A 20440-nucleotide genomic window follows, 5' to 3' on the forward strand; every position below is an offset into this window, starting at 1 on the left:
ATTATTCAGGAGGTTCCGATGCCGTCATTTGACATCGTTTCAAAGACCGAGCTGGCCGAGGTCGACAATGCCGTGCAGGGCGTGGTCCGCGAGATCGCGACCCGCTTCGATTTCAAGGGCTCGAAATGCACCGTCGAACGCAAGGACGAGCTCATCACAATCAACGCCGATGACGATCTGAAGCTGAAGCAGGTTCAGGATCTGCTGAAGGTCTACATCACGCGCCGCAAGCTGGATGCCAACTGCCTCGAGTTCAAGGAAGAGCAGAAGGCGACCGGCAACTCGCGCCGGCAGGAAGTCGTCGTGAAGCAGGGACTGGACCAGAAGCTGGCCAAGCAGATCGTCAAGGACATCAAGGACAGCAAACTGAAGGTCCAGGTTTCGATTCAGGGCGACGAGCTGCGCGTCACGGGCAAGAAGCGCGACGATCTCCAGGATGCGATCGCTTTTGTCAAAGGGCTCAAGATCGAGCAGCCGCTGCAATTCACCAATTTCCGCGACTGAGGTTACGCCTTGATTCACCCCGTCATTCGAATCGAGACTCCGGACCAGCCTGAAGTCCACGCCTTGCTGCAGGTCAGCGACGCTTATTACGCGGCACTCTACCCAGCCGAGAGCAATCACCTGGTCGACGTTTCTTCGCTGCAGCACCCGGATACGACATTTTTCGTCGCCCGCGTCGATGGCGCTATGCGCGGCATTGCGGCGATTCTGCGCCAATCAGGCTATGGTGAAATCAAACGCATGTTCGTCGATCCGACGGCACGTGGCCTGAAGCTCGGCAGCCGCCTGCTGGCGGCGCTGGAAGCGGATGCCCGCGCGGTCGGTCTCCACTGCCTGCGCCTGGAGACCGGCATCCGGCAAGCGGAAGCAATCGCCCTGTACCGTAGCGCCGGTTTTTACGGAATCGAGCCGTTTGGCGCTTACCAGGCCGATCCAAATTCGCTGTTCATGGAAAAGGCACTCGCCGCCTAGACGTCTCACTCAGGAAACATCGTCATGCCGAAGAAGAACCCGCTCAATCTGAACGCTCTGCAACTCAAGACGCTGACCCTGTTCCAGGCCTTGTCGGGACTGGAAGGCTATGCCGTACCGGCCGAGGAAGCCGGCCACACACTCATTCAACGCCTGCCCCATGCCCATGATGACCATTTTCATCTTGGCCCCTGGGTCCTCTCGGCCAGCGACGCCACCGGCCTTGGCAACGAAGCTGCCTGGCGCGCCCTAGAACGCAAGGGCCTCATCCAGTCGATGTTTCCGCGCGCCTGCATCTTGACGCCGGCCGGCCATAGCTACGATACCGGCATGCGGCAGAGCATGTTGCACGAAGCTCATCATCACTGACGATTTCGTCAGGGGAAGGGCAAAGCAGGAATGTCGGTGCCGACGCATCTTGATCTGCGTGATCTGACGATCGGCGGCCCGACGGGACCGGTCCTCGACGGCTATTCGGCAGCCCTGCACCGTGGCGCGATCTTCGCGCTGGTGTCGCCGGATCAAAGTGGCCTGCGGGCCTTGATTGATGCCGTCGCCGGATTTACAAGGCCGCAGCATGGGCGCATCTTGCTCGACGGCAAGGATCTGGGCCTGCGTGCGCCGGGTGAGCGCGGCGTCATGACCGTGCGATCGAACCCCGCCCTCTTCCCCCATCTTTGCGTCCTCGCGAATATTGCCTTTCCCTTGCAGCAACGCGGGCACGACCAGGGGGAAATCAAGAACCGACTTGATCGCCTGACCGAGGAATGCGGCATCAGCGCCGACTTGCTGACATGCATGCCCGGGGCGCTGTCCGCCGAACAGCAGCTGCGCGTGGCCCTGGCGCGGGCGCTGGGCGGCGAGCCGGAAATCCTGTTGCTGGAACGGCCGCTGCATATGCTGGCACCGGCGGCCAGACGCGCCTTTCTGCCTGAAGTGAAACGCCTGCATCGCCAATTTGGCCTGACCACCCTCCTTGCCACCGATGATCTTGTTGAAGCGATGGCGCTAGCCGACACGATCTCGGTGCTGATCGAGGGCCGCGAGGCACAGCATGGCAAACCCGAGGACCTGTTCGGTCGACCAGCGAATGCCGTGATCGCGCGATTGGCCGGTCCCTGCAACCTGCTGCCGGTCGAGATCAACGTGAGCGAGGCCAAGGTGATTTTGCGCAGCGCTATTCTGCAGGCCGGCGGTTGTGATATCGGCCGCGACCGCTGTCACCCGACGCTGGCAACCGGGCCAGCCCAGTTGCTGATCCGGCCCGAGGTTGTGCGACCCTTTCTCGGCATTCGACGCTTCGACATGCTGGCCGACGGACAGATCGCCGATGTGATGCCACGTGGTGGCGGTGTACAGATTCGTGCGACAATCGAGGGGTTCCAGCCCGGCATTATCGCCGATATTCCCCTGCCAGCGCCTTTTCCGCTAGAAGCGGGCCGGCGAATCACACTGGGCTGGAATCGTGCCGACGCCTTTCTGCTGCCGGCCGACTGATGGCACGGAATATCGCGCATGCCGCTATCTTGCGAGGCCCGCTCCTGGGTCTCGCCTGGATCGCGGTCTTCGCACAGGCCCTGTTCTTTGCGGCTCCCCTGCTGCTGGTGCTGTGGCTCAGCCTGCAAGGTGCACCGGACGGACCCGCCACGATCACCTCCACCGCATGGCTCAGTGTCCTCGGGTCGGTCGAAGCGCGCGCCGCTCTGTTGAACAGCATGCTGCTGGCAGCATTGTCGGCACTGATCACGACGCTCATAGCCACGCCGCTCGCTTTTCTGATTGCCATACGCAGGCGCTTCCTGGGCCGCCTTCTCCTGGGCTTCATCATCCTGATGTGGTTCTCCGATCCAGGCATCCGCATCCTGGGCTGGATGCAGGCGTTCAAGGATCTGGCGCTCATCGACTTCATTCCAATTAACATGTTGGGCGGATTCTCGGCCGAACTGATCGCCAGTGTACATGCCTGGCTGCCTTTGGCTGTCCTGTGCCTTGCTGCGGGCTTCAATCGTGTTGATCGAAACGTCCTCGATGCAGCGCGCGAATGCGGCGCGACAGCCTTTGCGCTTCTGCAGCAGATTCTCTGGCCGCCCAATCGCCGGCTTTTCACCTTTACCGCTACGGTGCTGTTCTGCGGGTCGGTTGGCAGCTTTCTGGAGCCGCGACTGCTCGGAACCGGCGGTTTCGAGCAGGCAAGCGAATGGCTGCAACGCGCTCTTGAAAGTGACACCGGCTGGCCCTATGCGGCTGTAATGTTGCTGCTCATGCTGCTGTTGGCTTGTCTGCCGCTGTTCGTCGTGGCGCTGGCCAAGCGACGTGGGCAGGAGATCAGATTATGATCCGCCGTGTCAGTCATACGCCCGCCTGGTCCCTTCATCTCATAGCCCTGTTGCTGGTCCTGTTCCTGCTTCTGCCGGTGGGTGCTATCTTCGGGCTCGGTCTTTATTACAGCCTCGGGATCGTCCTGGTGGCGGATGCCAGCCAGTTGACGGCTGCCTTGACCAAGGAATCTGGTATTGCGCCGGCTTTGCTGCTGACACCGCTGATTGCCCTCGGCGTCGCCCTCCTGGCTTCAGTCTGGGGCTTATGCCTCTCCCTTCTCTGGCGGCAATGGTTGGCACGGCGCCGTTACGTTGCCATCCTGGCTTCAGCCCTGCCCTTCCTTCTGCCCCGGTTCGGCCTGGGCGCTCTCTTTCTGTTGGCCTGCCTCAAATTGGCGCAATGGGGTGGCAATGCCCTGGGGCTCGGCCTGGTCGCCGCCAGCCAGGCGGCTGTGGCAGCGCCACTCGTGGCCGCCATCCTGTGCATCGGCTGGCGCCGCGTCGATCCCGCCTGGCGGGAGGCCGCACTTGAGGCCGGCGCCGATGAGATCACCATCTTCCGGTCCCTTACCTGGCCAAGCTTGCGCCCCTATGCCGTGTTTGGCGGGCTGTTGGCGCTTATACTGTCGTTGGGCGACTTTTATCTCGGCAATGCCCTCTCCGGCGAGGCGGTACTGCTGCCCGGCGCCATCCTGTCGGGGGTCGCCCAGAATGCCTCGCCCCTCTATCATGCCCTGGTGGCGCTCATGATGCTGGTCGACGTCATTCTGCTCATCTTTGTCGTGCGCCGCCTCGGACGCCTTTCTCAACCCCGGAACGGATACTGATCGTGACCGACCTAGATCTGTGCTTTGCTCCAGCTACCGACCTCGCCGCCCGTATCCGAGCCGGCACGCTGTCGCCGGTGACTTTGGTCACCAATGCCCTCGCGCGCATTGCCGAGGTCAATCCAGTTCTCAACTGCTTCTGCTTCGTCTATGCCGATGAAGCCCTGGCGCTCGCCAAAGTGATGGAGGCGGAAGCCAAAGCGGGCAAGTTTCGGGGGCCCCTGCATGGCGTACCCTATGCGCTCAAGGATCTGACTCCGACCAAAGGCAAGCGCACGACGCTTGGCTCCTATGCCTATGAACATTGGGCCCCGGACCATGACGCGCCGATCGCGGAAGCGCTGGCCAAGGCCGGCGGGATACTCATCGGCAAGACAACAACGCCGGAATTTGCCTATTCGAGCTTCACTGAAAGCCCGCTCTGGGGCATCACGCGCAATCCATGGAATTTGGAGCGCACCGCCGGCGGCTCCTCCGGTGGATCAGGTGCCGCAGTCGCCAGCGGTTGCGTGCCCTTTGCGGAAGGATCGGACATGGGCGGATCGGTGCGCATTCCGGCGAGCTTCTGCGGCATCGTCGGATTGAAGCCGAGCTTCGGCCGCATACCCTTCACCATCCTGCCCAGCCAGTTCGACCAGATCTCCCATTTCGGCCCACTCGCCCGCACGATCGCCGATGCCTGCCTGTTCCTGGAGATCACGCAGGGACCGGATGAGCGCGACATCCAGTCGCTCACATCCCCCTTGGATTTCACGGCACCGCTGCCGAGCGACCTCAAAGGACGCCGTCTCGCCCTGCTGCTGAATGCCGGTCATCATGTCTGGCATCCCGAGGTCGAAGCCGCCGTCCGGCGCGTCGCCGATCTCTTTGCCAGCCAAGGCGCCGTCATCGAAGAAGTCTCGCTGCCCTGGGGCAAGGATGAAGACGATCTATGGAGCCAGCATTGGGGTGTCTATCTCGCCACTTTCTTCGGCCATGTGCTGAAGGACTTCCGCGCCAAGATGGATCCCAATGTCGTGCGCCTGATGGATGCGGGCTTTGCCATGAATGCGGTCGAGTTCAAGAAGATCGAGATCGCGCGCACCCGCATGTGGGGTGAATTGCAGCCGATCCTCGCCCGGAACGAGGCAGTCCTCACGGGCACCATGTGCCAGCCGGCAGCCAGGGTCGGCCGCAGCGACACGGAATACTGGAAACTTGACGAGCAGGGCCGCTACCATGCGCTCGATTTCACCTCGGTCTGGAACTTCGTCAGCCCCTGCCCGGCTTTGTCCGTGCCGGCCGGCTTCACCAGGGACAATCTGCCCATCGGCCTGCAGATCATCGGCCGCCGCCACGATGACCGGGGTGTCCTTGGCCTGGGTGCCGCCCTGGAAAAGCTCCAACCTTGGGCGGACAAGCGGCCCCCTCTTGCCAAGCAGGCGTAAAAGGCGCTAGCCCTAGCCCGCTTTTCCCCATTTCCTCAGCTATCCTGGGTGCTCCCGATGTCCAAGAATGTTAAGCCACGCAATGGCGGCCGAATCCGGATCGACGCCTTGATCCAACATGGCGTGGAGATGGCCTTCTGCGTGCCCGGTGAAAGCTATCTTGCGGCCCTCGACGCGCTCCATGATTCCAAGGACAAGATCAAGCTGATCGTTTGTCGCCAGGAAGGTGGCGCCGCCTATATGGCCGACGCCTATGGCAAGCTTACCGGCAAGCCTGGCATCTGTTTCGTGACGCGCGGGCCCGGTGCGACCAACGCCTCGGTCGGCGTCCATACCGCGTTCCAGGATTCGACGCCGATGATCCTCTTTATCGGCCAGGTAGCGCGGGACCAGGTTGAACGCGAGGCGTTCCAGGAAATCGATTTCCGCCGCATGTATGGCCCGATGGTGAAATGGGTGGCGGAGATCGACGACGCCCGCCGCATTCCCGAATTGGTGAGCCAGGCTTTCCACCGCGCCGTCAATGGCCGCCCCGGCCCGGTCGTACTCGCCCTGCCGGAAGACATGTTGACCGATGTGGTCGAGGTGGGTGATGCGGATCATTTCAAGGTGAGCCGCGCTCATCCTGGCGAAGAAGACATGGCGAGCTTCCGCAACATGCTGGCGAAGGCGCAACGGCCGCTTGTCATCCTGGGCGGCGGTGGTTGGGATGCCGAGGCGGTGGCTGACTTCCGCACCTTCGCCGAAGCCAACAATCTCCCCATCGGCTGCGCGTTCCGCTGCCAGGATCTTTACGACAACACACTCGCCAATTATGTCGGCGATGTCGGCATCGGTATCAATCCGAAGCTCGCGCAACGCATCAAGGAAAGTGACTTGCTCATCGCCATCGGCGCCCGCCTTGGTGAAATGACGACGTCCGGCTATACTTTGATCGACATTCCGATGCCGGCGCAGAAGCTGGTTCATGTGCATGCCAGTGCTGAGGAGTTGGGCCGCGTCTATCAGGCGGCCTTGCCGATCAACAGCGGCATGGCGGCCTTCGCGCGCGCTGCCCACAAGATGAACCCGGTCGATCACAAGGCCTGGGACGGTTGGACCGCTGCTGCCCGCACCGACTATCTCGACAACATCAAGCACGGCACCATTCCCGGCAGCCTCCAGATGGGCGACATCATGGCCTGGCTGCGCCAGCGCCTGCCGGCCGATGCTATCCTGACCAACGGCGCCGGCAATTATGCGACCTGGAGCCATCGCTTCTATCAGTACCGCAAGTACCGCACGCAGCTTGGTCCCACCAACGGTTCGATGGGCTATGGCGTGCCGGCGGCGGTTGCGGCAAAGCTCGCGGCACCAGACCGCATCGTCCTGTCCTTCAATGGCGATGGCTGCTTCATGATGAACGGCCAGGAGCTGGCGACCGCCGTGCAATACGGTGCCAATGCCGTGTTCCTGGTCGTCAACAACGGCATGTACGGCACCATCCGCATGCATCAGGAAAAGACCTATCCCGGTCGCGTCAGCGGCACTGAGCTGCACAATCCGGATTTCGTGGCACTCGGCAAGGCCTATGGCGCCTATGCCGAACTGGTCGAGACGACCGAGCAATTCGCACCCGCCTTTGAACGGGCACTTGCCGCCGGCAAGCCTGCATTGCTGGAGCTGCGCCTCGATCCGGAAGCGATCACGCCCAAGGCCTCGCTCAGCGATCTGCGCGAGGCGGCGCTCAAGGCACAGAAGGCGTGAGCGATCGGCTCTCAACCGAACTCTTCGTCCAGGGGCATGTACGGCAGTGCTTTTCGCTCGGCCTCACCGCCGTCGTTGCCCATAAGGGCGATGCCTGGGGCGGCGCCATCCTGTTGAAGCTCAATCTGCTCGGGCCGGGCTGCAAGCTGCTGACCCAGACCAGGGACGAGGATGGCGAGATTGCCTGGTTGCCGGTGCAAAGCGGCGCGCTGCTCACCGAGGCGGAGGCCGATGCCTATATCGCGCGGTCGGTCCAGCGCGATCCCGATCTCTGGGTGGTCGAGATCGAAGACCGCGCTGGTCGCAATCCGTTTCCTGGGAAGATTCTTTAGGCCTCGCCCATGCGGCGGAAATCGCGACGCAGGTGGAATTCCTGTGACGTCACCTGCGTCTCCATGGCGCCGGCCCGCTCCTCAAGTTCGCGGAACTTGCGCCGCAGATTGGGAAAGCTGAGGTCCGGCGGCAGGTCGCCGGTCGCCCAATTGTCCTTCTCGGACGCTCTCTCCGCAGGCTGCACAGGCTCCGGCTCGGCCAACTTCAAGAACAGAGTCGCAAGTCCATAGCAGATAAGCGTGGGCATAGTGAAGAAGATGAGTGCCAGGATTGCCGCAAAGCGAACCCATTTCACCTTGATGCCCCAATGCTGCGCGATACCCGCACAGACGCCACTCACGCGACCACGCTCGGGATAGCGGCGCAACCCCTGATAGCCCCAGAAGGGTGGGCGATCACCGCCGTTGCTATTCCACGCTGGATCGCGCCAATAGTCGCTGTTCATTTCTTCGTCTCCCGCCAGCCCGGCGCCTCGGCGTCGAGCAATTTTTCCAGATTGGCGACGCGATCTTCCAGCCGCACCGCCACATCCCATATCTCCTTGACAGCCTTCTGGTCAGCCGGCCCTTGCTGCTTCTGGTTCTTCCACATCGTCTTGTAGTGGAAGATCAGCCACAGGGGCGCCACGATGACCATGAACAGGATCATGGGAACGGACATGAACTCGAGCAAACTCATCGACGATCCCTTTGGGAGGTTGGGCGGTTGAAGCGATGGCGCTCAGCCAGAACATGCGTTCAGGCCTTGTGCTCGGCGCGGAGCTTTTCCTTCAGCGCATCCAACTCTGCATCAAGGCCGGTCTCCGCTTCAAGGCTGGCAAATTCCTGTTCCAAGGTCTTTGCTTGACCCATATCGTAAACCTCGGCCCGACCTTCAAGCTCGTCGATCTTCTTGTGGAGCGTCTCATAGCGCGCCAGGGCGTCATCCACGCGGCCATCGGCCAGGGTCCGGCGCACCTGCACCCGCTTCTGGGCGGCGTTGAGGCGGATCAGCAAGGCCTTCTGCTTGGCCTTGGCCTCCAGCAGCTTGGACTGCAAACGGGCCAGATCCTCGTCATGGCGCGCCAGGGCCTCTTCGACGGCCTTGAGCTCGCCGCGCAGGGCATCGGCGCTCTCCGCCAGCTTCCGCTTGGCCAGCAGGGCGCCCTTGGCGAGGTCGTCACGCCCCTTGCCGATGGCGAACTCCGCCTTCTGGGCCCAATCGGTCTCGGCCGCGGCCAGCTGCTCGAGCCGGCGCTGGATTTCCTTCTTTTCCGAGATGTTCTTGACGGCGTCCGAGCGCACCTCGACCAGCGTGTCCTCCATCTCCTGGATCATCAGCTTGGCCATCTTTTCCGGGTCTTCCGCCCGGTCCAGAAGCGAATTGAGATTGGCGTTCACGATGTCGCTAAGGCGCGAAAAAATGCCCATTTGGCAGTCCTTTCAGAGTGATCAATTCAAAGAGGGAGAGAAGTGCGGGCTAGAACAGGAAATGCCCGATGGCGATGCCGCAGGCGAAGAAGGCCCAGTCGGAGGCCTTCCGCGAGCTGAGATAGGCCTTGGTCCAATCCAGCGCCCGGTCGAGGTCGGCGGCCAGATTGCGGCGAAAACGGGGGTCGGTATCGTCAGTCATCGGTGGCTCCTGAGGATCGAATTACCCGCTTCTTATGGCAAACATCGTGCCAGGTTATGATTCTATATATTTCAATTAGTTATCATTATATCGCCTAACATATTAGCGATAATCACTATCTATTTTCGCTACTAATGACTAATATTGATATATGGAAGCAATATCGACCAATCAATCGAATGAGCCGACCGCCTTGCTGGGTTCCGATCCGGCTTTCCTGGAGGCGCTGGAGCATGTCTCACGCCTGGCACAGCTCGACCGCCCGGCTTTGGTCATTGGCGAGCGCGGCACCGGCAAGGAGCTGTTTGCTGAACGCCTGCACTTCCTCTCGCCCCGCTGGGAAGGGCCGTTCACCAAGGTGAATTGCGCAGCGCTGAGCGAGACCCTGCTGGAAAGCGAATTGTTCGGCCATGAGGCCGGTGCCTTTACCGGTGCCCGGACGCGGCGCCGTGGCCGCTTCGAGCGTGCCGACGGAGGCACCCTGTTCCTCGACGAGATCGCCACTGCCTCTGCGCGGCTGCAGGAGCAGATCCTGCGGGTGATCGAATATGGCGAGTTTGAGCGCGTCGGCGGCGAACAGACCCTGAAGGTCGATGTCCGGGTGGTAGCCGCGACCAACGTCGATCTACCGGATCGTGCCGCAAATGGTGAGTTTCGCGCCGACCTGCTTGATCGCCTGGCCTTCGATGTCGTGACGCTGCCGCCTTTGCGGGCGCGGCCCTCCGATATCATCGACCTCAGCGATGCCTTTGGTATCCGCATGGCAAAGACCCTCGGCCACCCGCTCTTTCCCGGCTTCACGGCGGAATGCCGCGACATGCTGCTGGCACATTCATGGCCGGGTAATGTGCGCGAGTTGCGCAATGTGATCGAGCGCTCGGTCTATCGGGCCGGGCCGACCGAGCAGCCGATTGCCGCCGTCCATATCGACCCGTTTGAAAGTCCCTGGCGGCTGGGTCGGCGCATGGCGGAAAAACCGATGAGCGCACCACCGGCAGAGTTCGCAAAATCAGTGGCCGCCTTTGAAACCGGGCTTCTGCGCCGCGCGTTGCAAGCGTCTGACGGCAGCCAGACCGAGGCTGCGCAAATGCTGGACCTCAGCTATCACCAGTTCCGGCGACTGCTGAAAAAGTACCAGATCAGCTAGAGCCAACCGGAGCGCTTGAAGCGCCAGAACAGCAGGCCGCAGATGGCAAATACCACGCCAAGCACGCCGAAATAGCCGTATTTCCAGGTCAGTTCCGGCATGTGCTCGAAGTTCATGCCATAGATGCCGGCGACAGCCGTGGGCACCGCCAGCATGGCAGCCCAGGCCGCCAATTGCCGCATGACCTCGTTCTGCTTCATGGCGCTCATCAGCATCTTGGTATCGACAACGGTCTTGATCAATTCACGCAGATTCTCGATGCGGTCGAGCAGGATCGTGCTGTGGTCGAAGACGTCACGAAAATAGGGATGCGTGTTGCGGTCGATAAGAGCCATGTCGTAGCGCATCAGGCGCTGGCAGATTTCCGGCAGAGGAGCCACCGCATGGCGGAGATGCAGGAGGTCACGCCGCAGCACCACGATCTCCTCCAGCACATCGAGTGTGCTTTTGCCATCGAGTACGGCCTCTTCCAGCTCTCGATATCATCTTCGATGCTGTCGACGATCGGGAAATAGCGGTCGACGATGAAGTCCATCAGGGCATAGAGGATGAAATCCTCACCCTTCTTGAAACTCTCCGGCGTGTGCTCGCAGCGGGCGCGCACTTCGGCATAGCTGGTCGACGGACCATGCCGCACGGTGATGACATAACCGCGCCCGATGAAGAAGCTGGTCTCGCCCATGGCGACATGAGTCCCCTCCAGCTGCGCGGTCTTCATCACCACGAACAGGGTTTCGCCATAGACCTCGAGCTTCGGCCGCTGGTGGGCGCGATAGGCATCCTCGATCGCCAGTTCATGAAGCCCAAAATAGCCCTGCAGCTTGGCCAGTTCGTCCTGGCTGGGCTCATAGAGGCCAATCCAGATCACGCGGCCCGGTTCGATCCGCATCTGCTCGGGATCGTTGATATCCAGGCTGCCGACCCTGCGCCCGGCTTCATAGACCGCACAATCGACCACATGTCCCATACCGGATGCTCCGCCCAGGGTCGCAATTAAGGAAAATTCAGTCTGTTGACCCGCTTATCCCAGCCCGCTCGCCCTGGCAAGCAGCCTATACAAGCCAGTTAGAGCAGATTACCCTGCCGCCGGCCCAGGCCGGGGGCCCGACCCAGAATGAGCGTGGTCGGGAATGGCAGAATGGGGCCATTCGAATGCCGTCGCTCCGACGACATTCCTTTGAACCCAATGATGTGATCGGACGACAGATTGTACAAGATGGCTGACTCAGCATGAGACTGGATGCGGGCAACGTCATACCCGACGGAAAGCTCCTGGACGGTATTGCCAAGGGCGACAAGGACGCTTTTACTGAGTTCTATCAGCGGCACAACCGCGCTCTTTTTGCGTTCCTGGTCAAGCTTGTGCGGGACCGGGAAATGGCCGAAGAGGTCCTGAGCGAGACCATGCTGGATGTCTGGCGTCAGGCCGGGCGGTTCGAGGGCAAGTCTTCGGTCACAACCTGGCTGTTCTCGATCGGTCACCACAAGGCCGTCAGTCGCCTGCGCCGCATGCGGGAAGTCGCTCTGGACGAGGAGGTCGCCGCCAATATCGAAGACGGCGCGCCGACCCCGGATGTCCAGGCCTCGGACCGCGGCATGTCGCGCCTTTTGATCAGCTTGATCGATCGGTTGTCCCTGGACCACCGCGAGATCCTGCAGTTGGCCTACTATCAGGAGTTTTCGGTCCAGGAGATCGCCGAGGTATTGGATCTGCCGGAGAACACGGTCAAGACCCGCATGTTTTACGCCCGGCAACGCCTCAAGGTGTTGCTGGAAGCAGCCGGAGTGAAAGGAGCGATCGCATGAGCGCCCAAAAAGACGATAAGCGCCCGCTCAATCTGGAGGATGCCCAGGAATTGCTGCCCTGGTACCTGACCGGCAAACTGTCCCGTGGCGAGAATGACGCGGTCGACGGCATGCTGAAAGGGTCGGCCGATCTGCGCGAACAATTGGATTCCGCCCGGGATCAGCGCCGCGCCGTGGTCGACAGTGGCGACGCCGTGGGCAGCCCCTCTGCCGGCAACCTCACCAAGTTGCTGCAGCAGATCGAGACCACGAAGCAGCGGCGCTATGTGGCGGCCAACGAACCCGGCTTCTTCGAGCGCGTGCTGGGGCCCTGGTTCGCGCCGCGCCCGGCTCTGAAATTTGCCCTCGTCGCCGCCTTGGCCCTGATCGTGGCGCAGGGTGCTTTCCTCTACCAGCTTGGTGCACTGCCGTTCCAATCGACGAACCAGCCCGGTGGCAGCGATACCTATGCCACCGCCAGCGATGGCGCCGAGTTGCCGGTTCCCACGGCGAGCCTGATCGTGTCGTTCCGCCCCGACGTCACCACGGCACAGTTGACCCAGATGCTGTCCGAAATCAACGCGACGGTGGTGGATGGTCCGAAGCCGGGCCAGACCTTCATCCTGGCCCTGACGGACGCTGCCAGCGCAGATACCGCCATCGCCAAGCTGCAATCGCGGCCCGACCTGGTCGCCAGCGCGCAGCGGCGCTAGGCCATGAACCTCCGCTGGGGCATCCTTGTCGTGGTTCTGACGCTGCTCACCGGCATCGAGCAGCCTCTGGCGCAGGTGCTGGCGCCACCCGGCCCACGCGGCAATGTCCCCGGCATCAACCTGCCCGGCCAAGGCCCGGATGCCTCCGTGCCCGACCTCTTCGATACGCCGCCGGGCGCCGAAAGCGATCGCCCAAAGCAGGGCCAAGAGGAAGACGCCCTGCCCAACGAACTGTGCGTGATCTTCCCGCCCTCGGTCGATCCGGGTGCGCCCGCGCGTTTCGCCGCCGAGCTTGACCTTGAGGTGGCGCGCGATTTCACGATGAGTGGCTTGGGCCTGCGGGTATACCTGATGCGCATCGCTGAGGGTGCCGAGCTTGACAAGGTCTATGATGCGGCGAGTGCCGACCAGCGCCCCCTCTGGGTGCAGAAGAATTTCATCTACCGCACCAGCGTCGGCGACGGCCAGCAATATGCGCTGGCGCAAATTCATGCGGAGACCGCGACCGCCAAAGCGTCCGGCGGTGCCGGAATCACCATCGGCCTGGTTGACAGCGGCGTCGACGTCACCCACGAATCTCTGCGCGATGCGCACATCACCGTGATCGATGTGGCAGATGGCGACGCGACGGTGGATCCCGAAACCCATGGCACTGTCATTGCCAGCATCCTGGTCGGCCAGGGACCGCTGATGGGCGTGGCGCCCAAGGCGAGATTGGTCGCGGTCCGCGCCTTCCGTGAGGTCGACGCGAAGGTGGGTGCTGCGGAGAGCTCGTCATTCCTCCTCTCGCTCGGCATCGAGACGGCTGTCAAGAATGGAGCGCAACTCGTCAATCTAAGCCTGACTGGACCACAGGACCGCCTGGTCTCGCAGATGGTCAACACCACGCTGATGCACAAGGTGGTCGTCATCGCCGCGGCCGGCAATGAGGGCCCCAAGGCCGGGCCAGCCTATCCCGCAGCACAGGACGGCGTCATCGCCGTCACGGCCACCGACCACAAGGACCAGCTCTACAAACGTGCCAACCAGGGCGCCTACATCTCTGTGGCGGCACCCGGGGTCGACATATTGGGAGCGAAACCCGGCGGTGCTTATGATTTCTTCAGTGGCACCTCGATGGCGACCGGCTATGTGACCGGCCTTGCCGCCCTGCTGATGGCCTCCGACAACAAGCTCAGCGTTACCCAGTTGCGCAAGATCGTCGAGGGCACCGCGGTCGATCTGGGCGCCCCGGCCCGCGATCCCATCTTCGGCGCCGGTCGCATCGATGCGGCCTCGGCCATCGACCAGCTGCCCTGACCAAAGCCGACATATTGATCCCATCATTTCGACAATGCTGGCCTAGGCGGCCGCAGGCTCGGTCGGCTAGAGTGGCCGTCGCATGATCGATACGCTCCTCGCCTACACCCTGGCCCATTGGCATATGCTTGCCATCAGCAGCGCCGCCATCTTCCTGGCGGCGATCGTGCGCGGCTTTTCCGGCTTCGGCTTCTCGCTGCTCAGCATCACAGCCATCTCGCTTCTGCTGCCGCCTAAGGAAATCGTGCCCACGATCTTCCTCCTCGAGGTCGCGGCCTCGATCAACATGATCCCCGGCATCTGGCGCGAGATAGACTGGCGGTCGATCCGCTGGCTGCTGCTGGGTTACGTCATCGCCCTGCCGTTCGGCATCTTCGCCCTGTCGCGCTTTCCCGAGCCGCCGATGCAACTGGCGATGTCCATCTTCGTCTTTGTCACCGCCATCATGATGCTGCGCGGCTTCCGACTTGAACGGACGCCAAGCGCCACGGCAACGACAATGGTCGGTGGCGCTTCCGGCATCTTCAACGGCGCCTTCGGCATCGGCGGCCCACCGGTGGTGCTGTTCTATTTCTCGACCCCGGCTGCCGCCGCTGTGAGCCGGGCATCGGTCATCGCCTTCTTCCTTTCGACCGATGTGCTCGGTCTCGGCGGCCACTACTATGAGGGGCTCATCACTGAACAGAGCTTCGCCCAGTTCCTGGCCTGGCTGCCGGCCTTGCTCATTGGCATCTGGGTCGGGGCGCACTTCTTCCGCCGCGTGAACCAGGCGCTGTTTCGCCGCATCGTGCTCGTAATCCTGATGGGGCTTGCCGTCCTGACGCTGGTCAAGGCCCTATACGACTGGTCAGGCACATAGAAAGGGCGGGTTCGAAGACCCGCCCTTTTTTCAGTCCCACGCCTCAGGCGTTCACGCCCCTTTCTGGGGTCGCATGTCCTTGCCATCGATGCCGGCTACGACGACCGGCTTCTTCATGGCGTCGCGGCGGAAGGGCTCGCCCAGTTCCTGGTTGAGGATGACCTCGATGAAGGTCGTGACGCCCTTCTTCTGCGCCTCGCAGGATTCCTTCAGGGCTTCGGTCAATTCGGCCTGGGTGCGCGCCTGGACGCCCTTCAGCCCGCAGGCCTCGGCGATCTTGGCATAGGAGAGTTCCGGATCCAGTTCGGTGCCGACGAAGTTGTTGTCGTACCAGAGCGTCGTGTTGCGCTTTTCAGCGCCCCATTGATAGTTGCGGAAGACGACCATGGTGATGCCCGGCCATTCCTTGCGGCCGATCGAGGTCATCTCGTTCATGCTGATGCCGAAGGCACCGTCACCGGCGAAGCCCACCACCGGCACGTCCGGGCAGCCGATCTTGGCACCAATGATCGCCGGGAAGCCATAGCCGCAAGGACCGAACAGGCCCGGCGCCAGGTACTTCCGGCCCTTCTCAAAGGTCGGATAGGCGTTGCCGATGGCGCAGTTGTTGCCGATATCGCTGGAGATGATGGCGTCCTTCGGCAAGCCGGCCTGAACCGCCCGCCATGCCTTGCGTGGGCTGAGGCGTTCGGGTTGGCGCGAACGCGCGTTGGAATTCCAGCTGGTGCCGGGATCATCATCCTCGTGGTCCATGCTGGAAAGCGTCTGCAGCCAGGCGGACTTGGTCTGGTGAATGAGTGCCTTCCGCTCGGCGCGTCCGGCGTTGCCGGCGGATGCGTCAAGCTGTGCGAGGATCGACTGCGCCACCTGCTTGGCGTCGCCGGCAATCCCCACCGTGACCTTCTTGGTGAGGCCGATGCGGTCCGGGTTGATGTCGACCTGGATGATGCTGGCATTCTTGGGCCAATAGTCGATGCCGTAGCCCGGCAGAGTCGAGAACGGGTTGAGGCGCGTACCCAAGGCCAGCACCACGTCGGCCTTGGCAATGAGTTCCATCGCCGCCTTGGAGCCATTGTAGCCCAAGGGACCGGCCGCCAGCGGGTGCGAGCCGGGGAAGCTGTCATTGTGCTGGTAGGAACTGCAGACCGGTGCATCGAGACGCTCGGCCAGGGCTTGGGCTTCCGGGATGGCGCCGCCGATGACAACGCCAGCACCCGAGAGAATGACCGGGAACTTGGCGCCCGAGAGCAGCTTCGCCGCACGCGAGATTGCGTCGGAGCCGCCGGCCGGACGTTCGATCTCGACAATCTGCGGCAATTCGATGTCGATGACCTGGGTATACATGTCGCGCGGCACGTTGATCTGGGCCGGTGCCGAATTCCTCAGCGACTTCAGGATGACCCGGTTGAGGACCTCGGCGATGCGGCTGGGGTCGCGCACTTCTTCCTGGTAGCAGACCATGTCCTTGAAGAGAGCCATCTGCTCGACTTCCTGGAAGCCGCCCTGGCCGATGGTCTTGTTGGCGGCCTGGGGGTCACCAGCAGCATCGGCGAATGGTTCCAATAGGCGGTCTTCACCGCGGTCACAAAATTGGTGATGCCGGGACCGTTCTGGGCGATGCACATGGCGATCTTGCCAGTCGTGCGAGTGTAGCCGTCGCAGATATAGCCGCCATTGCATTCATGGGCGACGTCCCAGAATTTGATCCCCGCCTTGGGAAAAAGATCCGAGATCGGCATGAAAGCCGACCCGATAATGCCAAATGCATGCTCGATCCCATGCATCTGCAGGACCTTCACAAAGGCCTCTTCCGTCGTCATCTTCATGGTCGTCCGTCCATTCCGCTAAAGGGCTTAAAACTCGATGCTGCTACGATAGGGAGAGCTCTGGCACCTTCATAGGTCCAGCCATGGGCACAGCGTTGGGCCAGCGTTCAGCCAGCCGCTTCCCGGACCGCTTCGGCCAGCAGCTTGATCCCTGGCTCGATCCGCTCAGTGGGGATCGAGGAGACGCCCAGGCGGCAGAAATTGGCTGGTCCCGGCTGGTTGAGGAAGTGTACCGCCCCCGGCTCGATCACGACCCCGCGTTTCTGGGCCGCGGCGGCGATGGCGGCCATGTCGCAATCATTCGGTCCCTTGATCCAGAGCGCCGTCCCACCCGCCGTGAGGTTGACCGTAAACTCCGGGAGGTACTTGGCAAGCGCCGTCACCGCCGCAGCCAGGCGCTCGCGATAGACGCTGCACAGGCGCCGCAGCAGCGTGTCGTGATGCCCATCGGCCAGGAATAGGGCGATGGTGCGCTGATTGTTGGCGGCGGGATGGCGGATCATCAGGCGCCGGAGCGCCCGCAGCTCGGCGATGAGCGGCTTTGGCGCCACCAGGAAGCCGATGCGCAGGCCGGGTGCCAGTGTCTTTGAGAGACTGGAGACGAAGATCACCCGGCCATGACGATCAAGGGATTTCAACGCCGGTTGCGGAGATCCGTGATGGGTGAGTTCGCTTTCGTAATCATCCTCGATGAGCAGGAAGTCCTTTTCGACCGCGCGCTCCAGCAAGGCATGGCGCCGCTCCAGCGACATGGTGACCGTGGTCGGAAACTGGTGGCTCGGCGTCACATAAACATAGTCGCAGCCGCTCAGCTCCGACCCCAGCACCAGTCCCTGCTCATCGACCGGAAGAGATACCAACCGGCTGGTCCGCAAGGCTGCGATGTTCCGCGCGTCGGTGTAGCCCGGATCCTCGATGCCAAAGACCGTCTTCTGATCGAACAGCAGGGCCGAGAGCAGATAGAGCGCCTGCTGGGCACCGACCGTGACCAATATCTCGTCGGCGCTGACACGGACACCGCGGCGCGGCAGCAGCCGGGTGCGGATCTGCTCGACCAGCAGCGGGTCGTCCTCGGCAAACCGGTCATTGGCCCATTCTCGGACCGAATTGACGCTCAGCGCCTGGCGCGAGCATTCCCGCCAGGCCGCCAGCGGGAACAGGCTCTGATCGATCTGGCCATAGATGAAGGGATAGGGGTAATCCTGCCAGTTTGCCGGCTTGACCACATTGCGCTGTTGGGTCGGGCGGCATTTGAAGCGGGTCAGCCAGTCAGGCTCATCACCGGCCTCCGGCTTCTCCGCCTTCTGCTGCGCCGGCAGGGCCAGATCCCGGGGCTTCGCTGCCACCATGTCCGGATTGACGAAGAAGCCGCTCCGCTCCTTGGCAATCAGGAAACCCTCCTCAGTGAGATCCTGATAGGCAAGGACGACTGTATTGCGGGCGATCTTCAGCGACTGGGCCAAGGCACGACAGGACGGCAAGGGGCTGCCGGCCGGAATCTGCCCGTCCAAGATCGCCGAGACCAGCATGCGGCGCAGCTGTGCCTGAAGGGTCGTGGTCCTGTCGGCTTCCAGGTGAAACAAGATGGCGCGGCTGTCGTGGCCCAAGCGGGTATCCCCCCAAACGGGTGTCTGTCGGCACTGGCCAGCCAGCATCAACGCCACTGGCCCCGGCATCAACAGGTTTCTTCAGCCTGCGCCCAGGGGTCGGGAAAACAGCCCGAAGCCCGCCCCTGGCTGCGGAGCTGGCTAGGCGATCGCCTCGACCTCGATGCGCTCGGCGATCTGGGCCTGCCGCTGGGCACGGTCGGCGCGGATCTGCTCCCGACGCTTGGCCACCTCATAACAGATGGCACCCAGCAACGAGAACCCGATAATGATGACCGCAAGTGCCGACAAAGCCGGCGTCGTGCCTTGCCGCACCTCGCCCGCCAGCACGGTCACCAGCGTCTTGTCAGCGAGGATCGCAAAGGTCGTCGTGTTGTAATTCTCGAACGATGAGAGAAAGCCAATAACCACCGCCGAGACGACCGCCGGTTTGAGATATGGCAGCAGGATATGCCAGAAGACCTGCGGATATGAGGCGCCGAGATCGAGGGCTGCCTCCTCCTGGGCACGGTCGAAGCGCGTGAGGCGTGCCATGAAGATCAGCAGGCAATAGGCCGAGACGAAACTCGCCTGTCCCAGGATCGTCAGGATGATGCCCTTGTAGAACAAACCTTTTGTGACGTCGGTGATGCTCATCACGTCTTTCCAGAAGATCACCGTGGAAATGCCGATGATGACCCCGGGCGTGAGCAAGGGAGAAATCGTCACCAAGTAATAGAGGCCGCGCGCGCGGTGGTAGATTTGGTTCATGATGATCGACGCCGCGAGGCCGACCGGCACCGATATCGCCACCACGCCGATGCCGATGATGATCGAGTTCTTCAACCCGTCCATCATGGAGCGATGGTTCCAGAGCTTAACGAACCAATCGAGCGTGAAGGCCTCGAACGGATAAGCCTGGGGGTAGTTGGGCGTATTGGAACGCGGTGATACCCATCACCGCCAATGGACCGAACAGATAGCCGAAGAAGAGCAGGATGTAGAAACCGATCATCCCGCGCATGACAAACTTTGAGCTCATTTTATGGCCTCCCCAAGGGATACCTTGAAGAGACGGAGCATGGCCATGACGAGCGCGATACAGACAATCAGCATGATGAACGCGTAGGCGGCGCCGCGCGGCCAGTTGAAGCTCTGGAAGAAGAAGTCATAGATGACGGCCGTGAACCAGAGTGTGCGCGGGCCACCCAGGAATTGCGGCGCCGCCAGGGACCCAACCGACAGCATGAACACCATGGTACAGCCGGAGGCGATGCCGGGCTTGGCATAGGGAATGACAACATCGAAATGGATCCGCCACCAGGGCGCGCCGAGGTCGCGTGCCGCCTCGATCTGGTTCTTGTCGAGGCTCTCAATCGCATTATAGAGCGGGAACATCATGACGAGCAGATAGGCGTATGAGAGGCCGACATAGAGGCCGGTTTTGTTGCCCAGGAAATCGATCGGCCCGTCGGTGATGTTGAGGCCCATCAAGGCCTGGTTGATCAATCCTTTGGATGCCAGCAGCAATCGCAGCGAAAAAGCGCGCAGGATCTCGTTGACCCAATAGGGCACGATCAATCCCAGCATCAGCAATCGGACCTTCTGCGGCGTACCGGCCTGCGCCATGAAATAGGCCAGTGGATAGCAGATGGCGAAATTGAGTGCCGTCACCGCGATCGAGGCAATGATCGAGAACAGCAGCGCGCTCATATGGAGCCAGTTGACGGCACCCATGGTCGGATTGACGACGAAGGAACTGTACTGCGCGATGGTGAGAATGTCGTCCGGGCCGCCTCGCTTCACCGGCGGCAAGGCCGGGTGGAAGCTCTCGACCACCATGTAGAGATAGGGCAAGGCGACCAGGAACAAGGTCCAGAAAGCCACCAGAGCGATGAAAACGCTACCCAGCACAACGCCGTTGCGCTCAAAGAAACCCTTGCGGGTTGGATCGGGCCGCCGCTTCGCCTCGCGCCGCGCCATCACCC

General features: G+C 62.1%; 20 protein-coding genes and 3 pseudogenes. 14 read left to right on the forward strand and 9 right to left on the reverse strand.

Going from position 1 to position 20440, the window contains the following annotated elements; all coding sequences use genetic code 11:
- Positions 1-18: 18 nt before the first annotated feature.
- Genes IPK59_05795 through IPK59_05835 form a run of 9 tightly spaced genes read left to right on the forward strand, consistent with a single transcriptional unit; the run spans position 19 to position 7625 of the window.
- Positions 19-504, forward strand: a complete 486-nt coding sequence (locus IPK59_05795) for a YajQ family cyclic di-GMP-binding protein (GenBank protein ID MBK8158300.1) — start codon at positions 19-21, stop codon at positions 502-504.
- A 12-nt stretch (positions 505-516) separates the two neighbouring features.
- On the forward strand, positions 517-975 hold the full coding sequence (locus tag IPK59_05800) for a GNAT family N-acetyltransferase (GenBank protein MBK8158301.1): 459 nt from the start codon (positions 517-519) through the stop codon (positions 973-975).
- A gap of 24 nt (positions 976-999) precedes the next feature.
- Positions 1000-1344, forward strand: coding sequence for a hypothetical protein (locus IPK59_05805; GenBank protein MBK8158302.1), 345 nt, complete (start codon positions 1000-1002; stop codon positions 1342-1344).
- A 30-nt stretch (positions 1345-1374) separates the two neighbouring features.
- Complete coding sequence (locus tag IPK59_05810; protein MBK8158303.1) at positions 1375-2472, forward strand: ABC transporter ATP-binding protein; 1098 nt, start codon at positions 1375-1377, stop codon at positions 2470-2472.
- A complete protein-coding gene (locus IPK59_05815) occupies positions 2472-3311 on the forward strand; it encodes an ABC transporter permease subunit (protein MBK8158304.1) in 840 nt (279 codons plus the stop codon). The genes IPK59_05810 and IPK59_05815 overlap by 1 nt, the downstream gene beginning before the upstream one ends.
- Complete coding sequence (locus IPK59_05820; protein ID MBK8158305.1) at positions 3308-4120, forward strand: ABC transporter permease subunit; 813 nt, start codon at positions 3308-3310, stop codon at positions 4118-4120. Before IPK59_05815 ends, IPK59_05820 begins: the two co-directional genes overlap by 4 nt.
- A 2-nt stretch (positions 4121-4122) precedes the next feature.
- The gene (locus IPK59_05825) at positions 4123-5547 is read left to right on the forward strand and encodes an amidase (GenBank protein ID MBK8158306.1); all 1425 of its coding nucleotides are present in this window, start codon (positions 4123-4125) and stop codon (positions 5545-5547) included.
- A gap of 57 nt (positions 5548-5604) precedes the next feature.
- Positions 5605-7293 carry a thiamine pyrophosphate-binding protein gene (locus IPK59_05830; protein MBK8158307.1) on the forward strand — a complete coding sequence of 563 codons (1689 nt, stop codon included), beginning with the start codon at positions 5605-5607 and terminating at the stop codon, positions 7291-7293.
- A complete protein-coding gene (locus IPK59_05835; GenBank protein MBK8158308.1) occupies positions 7290-7625 on the forward strand; it encodes a DUF1491 family protein in 336 nt (111 codons plus the stop codon). Before IPK59_05830 ends, IPK59_05835 begins: the two co-directional genes overlap by 4 nt.
- Here the strand turns inward: IPK59_05835 and IPK59_05840 are convergent.
- The 4 genes from IPK59_05840 to IPK59_05855 are packed head-to-tail and all read right to left on the reverse strand — an operon-like array spanning position 7622 to position 9237.
- Entirely contained in the window at positions 7622-8071 is a 450-nt protein-coding gene (locus IPK59_05840; GenBank protein MBK8158309.1) for a PspC domain-containing protein, read from the reverse strand. The genes IPK59_05835 and IPK59_05840 overlap by 4 nt on opposite strands.
- Positions 8068-8304 carry an envelope stress response membrane protein PspB gene (gene pspB, locus IPK59_05845; protein ID MBK8158310.1) on the reverse strand — a complete coding sequence of 79 codons (237 nt, stop codon included), beginning with the start codon at positions 8302-8304 and terminating at the stop codon, positions 8068-8070. Before pspB ends, IPK59_05840 begins: the two co-directional genes overlap by 4 nt.
- A gap of 59 nt (positions 8305-8363) precedes the next feature.
- Entirely contained in the window at positions 8364-9035 is a 672-nt protein-coding gene (pspA, locus tag IPK59_05850; protein MBK8158311.1) for a phage shock protein PspA, read from the reverse strand.
- A 49-nt stretch (positions 9036-9084) separates the two neighbouring features.
- Complete coding sequence (locus IPK59_05855; GenBank protein ID MBK8158312.1) at positions 9085-9237, reverse strand: hypothetical protein; 153 nt, start codon at positions 9235-9237, stop codon at positions 9085-9087.
- Between the two features lie 151 nt (positions 9238-9388).
- Here IPK59_05855 and pspF point away from each other — a divergent pair, with 151 nt between their 5' ends.
- On the forward strand, positions 9389-10384 hold the full coding sequence (pspF, locus tag IPK59_05860; protein ID MBK8158313.1) for a phage shock protein operon transcriptional activator: 996 nt from the start codon (positions 9389-9391) through the stop codon (positions 10382-10384).
- Here pspF and corA read toward each other — a convergent pair.
- A pseudogene (gene corA, locus IPK59_05865) lies at positions 10381-11351 on the reverse strand (magnesium/cobalt transporter CorA). The gene pspF and the pseudogene corA sit on opposite strands and share 4 nt — an antisense overlap.
- A 263-nt stretch (positions 11352-11614) precedes the next feature.
- Here corA and IPK59_05870 point away from each other — a divergent pair.
- The 4 genes from IPK59_05870 to IPK59_05885 all read left to right on the forward strand — a co-directional run bounded on the left by IPK59_05870 (position 11615) and on the right by IPK59_05885 (position 15040).
- Positions 11615-12190, forward strand: coding sequence for a sigma-70 family RNA polymerase sigma factor (locus IPK59_05870; GenBank protein MBK8158314.1), 576 nt, complete (start codon positions 11615-11617; stop codon positions 12188-12190).
- A complete protein-coding gene (locus tag IPK59_05875; protein MBK8158315.1) occupies positions 12187-12882 on the forward strand; it encodes a hypothetical protein in 696 nt (231 codons plus the stop codon). The genes IPK59_05870 and IPK59_05875 overlap by 4 nt, the downstream gene beginning before the upstream one ends.
- 3 nt (positions 12883-12885) lie before the next feature.
- Entirely contained in the window at positions 12886-14181 is a 1296-nt protein-coding gene (locus IPK59_05880) for a S8 family serine peptidase (GenBank protein MBK8158316.1), read from the forward strand.
- Between the two features lie 82 nt (positions 14182-14263).
- Complete coding sequence (locus tag IPK59_05885; GenBank protein MBK8158317.1) at positions 14264-15040, forward strand: sulfite exporter TauE/SafE family protein; 777 nt, start codon at positions 14264-14266, stop codon at positions 15038-15040.
- Between the two features lie 51 nt (positions 15041-15091).
- Here the strand turns inward: IPK59_05885 and xsc are convergent.
- The 4 genes and pseudogenes from xsc to IPK59_05905 form a co-directional block, all read right to left on the reverse strand.
- Positions 15092-16866 (reverse strand): annotated as a pseudogene (gene xsc, locus IPK59_05890) (sulfoacetaldehyde acetyltransferase).
- A gap of 107 nt (positions 16867-16973) precedes the next feature.
- Positions 16974-18521 carry a PLP-dependent aminotransferase family protein gene (locus IPK59_05895; protein MBK8158318.1) on the reverse strand — a complete coding sequence of 516 codons (1548 nt, stop codon included), beginning with the start codon at positions 18519-18521 and terminating at the stop codon, positions 16974-16976.
- 93 nt (positions 18522-18614) lie between these two features.
- A pseudogene (locus tag IPK59_05900) lies at positions 18615-19494 on the reverse strand (ABC transporter permease subunit).
- Positions 19491-20435: an ABC transporter permease gene (locus tag IPK59_05905; GenBank protein ID MBK8158319.1), complete on the reverse strand. Its 945-nt coding sequence runs from the start codon at positions 20433-20435 to the stop codon at positions 19491-19493. The pseudogene IPK59_05900 and the gene IPK59_05905 overlap by 4 nt, the downstream one beginning before the upstream one ends.
- Between the last annotated feature and the right edge of the window lie 5 nt (positions 20436-20440).

The sequence above is a fragment of the Rhodospirillaceae bacterium genome (assembly GCA_016712715.1).
Lineage (GTDB): Bacteria > Pseudomonadota > Alphaproteobacteria > Dongiales > Dongiaceae > Dongia.

Bases quoted from the DNA above. Each gene is read 5' to 3' on its own strand.
- IPK59_05795 (MBK8158300.1), top strand. From the start codon at position 19: ATGCCGTCATTTGACATCGTTTCAAAGACCGAGCTGGCCGAGGTCGAC.
- IPK59_05805 (MBK8158302.1), top strand. From the start codon at position 1,000: ATGCCGAAGAAGAACCCGCTCAATCTGAACGCTCTGCAACTCAAGACG.
- IPK59_05810 (MBK8158303.1), top strand. From the start codon at position 1,375: ATGTCGGTGCCGACGCATCTTGATCTGCGTGATCTGACGATCGGCGGC.
- IPK59_05815 (MBK8158304.1), top strand. From the start codon at position 2,472: ATGGCACGGAATATCGCGCATGCCGCTATCTTGCGAGGCCCGCTCCTG.
- IPK59_05820 (MBK8158305.1), top strand. From the start codon at position 3,308: ATGATCCGCCGTGTCAGTCATACGCCCGCCTGGTCCCTTCATCTCATA.
- IPK59_05830 (MBK8158307.1), top strand. From the start codon at position 5,605: ATGTCCAAGAATGTTAAGCCACGCAATGGCGGCCGAATCCGGATCGAC.
- IPK59_05840 (MBK8158309.1), bottom strand. From the start codon at position 8,071: ATGAACAGCGACTATTGGCGCGATCCAGCGTGGAATAGCAACGGCGGT.
- pspB (MBK8158310.1), bottom strand. From the start codon at position 8,304: ATGAGTTTGCTCGAGTTCATGTCCGTTCCCATGATCCTGTTCATGGTC.
- pspA (MBK8158311.1), bottom strand. From the start codon at position 9,035: ATGGGCATTTTTTCGCGCCTTAGCGACATCGTGAACGCCAATCTCAAT.
- IPK59_05855 (MBK8158312.1), bottom strand. From the start codon at position 9,237: ATGACTGACGATACCGACCCCCGTTTTCGCCGCAATCTGGCCGCCGAC.
- pspF (MBK8158313.1), top strand. From the start codon at position 9,389: ATGGAAGCAATATCGACCAATCAATCGAATGAGCCGACCGCCTTGCTG.
- IPK59_05870 (MBK8158314.1), top strand. From the start codon at position 11,615: ATGAGACTGGATGCGGGCAACGTCATACCCGACGGAAAGCTCCTGGAC.
- IPK59_05875 (MBK8158315.1), top strand. From the start codon at position 12,187: ATGAGCGCCCAAAAAGACGATAAGCGCCCGCTCAATCTGGAGGATGCC.
- IPK59_05880 (MBK8158316.1), top strand. From the start codon at position 12,886: ATGAACCTCCGCTGGGGCATCCTTGTCGTGGTTCTGACGCTGCTCACC.
- IPK59_05885 (MBK8158317.1), top strand. From the start codon at position 14,264: ATGATCGATACGCTCCTCGCCTACACCCTGGCCCATTGGCATATGCTT.
- IPK59_05895 (MBK8158318.1), bottom strand. From the start codon at position 18,521: ATGCTGGCTGGCCAGTGCCGACAGACACCCGTTTGGGGGGATACCCGC.
- IPK59_05905 (MBK8158319.1), bottom strand. From the start codon at position 20,435: ATGGCGCGGCGCGAGGCGAAGCGGCGGCCCGATCCAACCCGCAAGGGT.